Here is a 3,070-nt window from a genome sequence, read left to right as displayed (position 1 = left end):
CCCCGCGCACCCCCTGTGCCGAGACTCCAGCCTTCACGAACGCCACCAGGACGGTGAACACCACATGAGCAACTTCCCCGGCGCCTCTGCCAGCGGCCTCTACACCGGCCCGCAGGTGGACAACCGCTATGTCATCCCGCGCTTCGTCGAGCGCACCTCGCAGGGCGTGCGCGAGTACGACCCCTACGCGAAGCTCTTCGAGGAGCGTGTCATCTTCCTCGGTGTGCAGATCGACGATGCGTCCGCCAACGACGTCATGGCGCAGTTGCTCTGCCTGGAGTCGATGGACCCCGACCGGGACATCTCGATCTACATCAACAGCCCCGGCGGCTCCTTCACCGCCCTCACGGCGATCTACGACACGATGCAGTTCGTGAAGCCGGACATCCAGACGGTCTGCATGGGCCAGGCTGCCTCCGCCGCCGCCGTGCTGCTCGCCGCAGGCACGCCCGGCAAGCGGATGGCGCTGCCCAACGCACGCATCCTGATCCACCAGCCGTCCGGCGGCACCGGCCGTGAGCAGCTCTCCGACCTGGAGATCGCGGCCAACGAGATCCTGCGGATGCGGACCCAGCTGGAGGAGATGCTGGCCAAGCACTCCAGCACGCCGATCGAGAAGATCCGCGACGACATCGAGCGCGACAAGATCCTCACGGCCGAGGACGCGCTCGCCTACGGTCTGGTCGACCAGATCGTCTCGACCCGCAAGATGAACAACACCGCGGTCGTCTGACCTCAGGCGATCGTCCCGAGCGGGTACCGGTGCCCCCTCGGCGTTGTTCGGAAATGACCGAACCGCGTCAAGGGGGGCCGAACGGGGGTCCCGGCAAGGTACCGTCGGGAGCAGGGGGATCCGCGGGGGCGTCCCCGCGGGAAAGCACTAGCAGGCACCAGGTCTCGTCGGCCCAACGGCGGACCCAGGCGAAGGGGAAGCACCTCGTGGCACGGATCGGTGACGGCGGCGACCTGCTGAAGTGCTCGTTCTGCGGAAAGAGCCAGAAGCAGGTGAAGAAGCTCATCGCAGGCCCAGGTGTGTACATCTGCGACGAGTGCATCGACCTCTGCAACGAGATCATCGAGGAGGAGCTCGCCGAGACGTCCGAGGTGCGCTGGGAGGAGCTTCCCAAGCCCCGCGAGATCTACGAGTTCCTCGAGGGATACGTCGTCGGGCAGGAGGCCGCGAAGAAGGCCCTGTCCGTCGCCGTGTACAACCACTACAAGCGCGTTCAGGCGGGCGAGAACAGCGGCGCGGGCAGCCGTGAGGACGCCATCGAGCTCGCCAAGTCCAACATCCTCCTGCTCGGCCCCACGGGCTCCGGCAAGACGCTGCTGGCCCAGACGCTGGCCCGGATGCTCAACGTCCCCTTCGCCATCGCCGACGCCACGGCGCTCACCGAGGCCGGGTACGTCGGCGAGGACGTCGAGAACATCCTGCTGAAGCTGATCCAGGCGGCGGACTACGACGTCAAGAAGGCCGAGACCGGCATCATCTACATCGACGAGATCGACAAGGTCGCCCGCAAGAGCGAGAACCCGTCGATCACGCGCGACGTCTCGGGCGAGGGTGTCCAGCAGGCCCTGCTGAAGATTCTGGAGGGCACCACGGCCTCGGTGCCCCCGCAGGGCGGCCGCAAGCACCCCCACCAGGAGTTCATCCAGATCGACACGACGAACGTCCTGTTCATCGTGGGCGGTGCCTTCGCCGGCCTGGAGAAGATCATCGAGGCGCGGGCCGGCGCGAAGGGCATCGGCTTCGGCGCGACGATCCGCTCCAAGCGCGAACTCCAGGACAAGGACCACTTCCAGGAGGTCATGCCCGAGGACCTGGTCAAGTTCGGCATGATCCCGGAGTTCATCGGCCGGCTCCCCGTCATCACGGCGGTCCACAACCTCGACCGCGAGGCGCTGCTCCAGATCCTCGTCGAGCCCCGCAACGCGCTCGTCAAGCAGTACCAGCGCCTGTTCGAACTCGACGGCGTGGAACTGGACTTCGAGCGCGGCGCGCTGGAGGCCATCGCCGACCAGGCGATCCTGCGCCAGACCGGCGCGCGCGGCCTGCGCGCCATCATGGAAGAAGTCCTGATGTCCGTGATGTACGAGGTCCCGTCCCGCAAGGACGTCGCCCGCGTCGTCATCACCGCCGACGTCGTCCACTCGAACGTGAACCCGACCCTGGTGCCGCGGATCGTCGGCAAGAACGACGGCCGCCACGAGAAGAGCGCGTAGCACCACCCCGTCCCGACAGCCGAGGGGGCCCCGGTCATCCCGACCGGGGCCCCCTCGGCTGTCGCATCCGCCGTCACGGTCACCCTCAGAGCTTGACGCGCACCTCTTTACGCAGCTTCGCGGCCATCTCGGCGGCCTGTTCCGGAGTGGTGCCCTTGCCCGTCAGGGCTCCCGCGATGTCCATGGGCAGTACGAGGGCGAGGGTGCTGTGGTCGCCCCAGACGCAGTACGACATCGGTATCTCGGACGGCCCGCCCGAGGAGGATCCCTCGGTGTCCTTGACCTTGGCTTCCTGGCACTTCAGGACCGCGCCGTCGAGGCCGTCGGGCTCGTAGGCCCTGGGCTCCCCGATGAGTTCGGCGTCCTCGTCCTCCTTGGAGCTCTTCTTCATCTCCGCGAACATCGCGTCGACGACCTTCTCAGGGTCCGCGATCTCCCCGTAGACACCGGAGAACTGGAGGTACTTCTGGGCGAGGGGGTTGTTCTCGTCACCCGCGGTGTACTGGGCGTCCACGTCCTTGGGGTTCTTCACGCCCCACTTCTCGGCCTCCTTGATGTCGTCCGAGCTCAGTCCGTCGGCACTGGCGTCGCCCTTCTTGTATTCGGAGAGGACGGTGTCCGGGGTGATGAGCTTGTGCGGTCCGTCGTCCGCGACCGAGCCGCTGCCGCTGCCCGAGGTGAGGAAGTACACGCCGGTGCCTATCACGGCGAGGGCCGCGACCTCAACGAGGACAGCATCGAAGAGCTGAAGGCCCGGCGCAACGACAAGACGACCTCGACCGTCGACGTGGACGAGTTCGAGGCGGCCGAAGGGCTCGAGCTCCCGGGCGCCGATCTCTCGAAC

Annotated in this window: 4 protein-coding genes; 3 read left to right on the top strand and 1 reads right to left on the bottom strand. The window is 67.0% G+C overall.

The window, feature by feature from the left end; all coding sequences use genetic code 11:
* Nucleotides 1-64 precede the first annotated feature (64 nt).
* Together GUY61_RS36730 and clpX are read left to right on the top strand one after the other, a co-directional pair.
* Nucleotides 65-733: an ATP-dependent Clp protease proteolytic subunit gene (locus GUY61_RS36730; RefSeq protein WP_166634634.1), complete on the top strand. Its 669-nt coding sequence runs from the start codon at nucleotides 65-67 to the stop codon at nucleotides 731-733.
* A 206-nt stretch (nucleotides 734-939) separates the two neighbouring features.
* A complete protein-coding gene (gene clpX / locus GUY61_RS36725; protein ID WP_166634633.1) occupies nucleotides 940-2,226 on the top strand; it encodes an ATP-dependent Clp protease ATP-binding subunit ClpX in 1,287 nt (428 codons plus the stop codon).
* 85 nt (nucleotides 2,227-2,311) lie between these two features.
* Here clpX and GUY61_RS36720 read toward each other — a convergent pair whose 3' ends face one another.
* On the bottom strand, nucleotides 2,312-2,917 hold the full coding sequence (locus GUY61_RS36720; protein ID WP_166634632.1) for a hypothetical protein: 606 nt from the start codon (nucleotides 2,915-2,917) through the stop codon (nucleotides 2,312-2,314).
* A gap of 45 nt (nucleotides 2,918-2,962) precedes the next feature.
* On the opposite strand from GUY61_RS36720, the gene GUY61_RS36715 reads away from it, so the two are divergent.
* The coding region (locus tag GUY61_RS36715) for a DUF4193 family protein (protein WP_166634635.1) at nucleotides 2,963-3,070 on the top strand (108 nt) is incomplete at its 3' end.

It is taken from the genome of Streptomyces sp. GC420, from assembly GCF_009916105.1.
Taxonomy (GTDB): Bacteria; Actinomycetota; Actinomycetes; order Streptomycetales; family Streptomycetaceae; genus Streptomyces.
The sequence above is the reverse complement of the archived record's forward strand: the minus strand, read 5'-3'. Positions and strand labels throughout refer to the sequence as shown.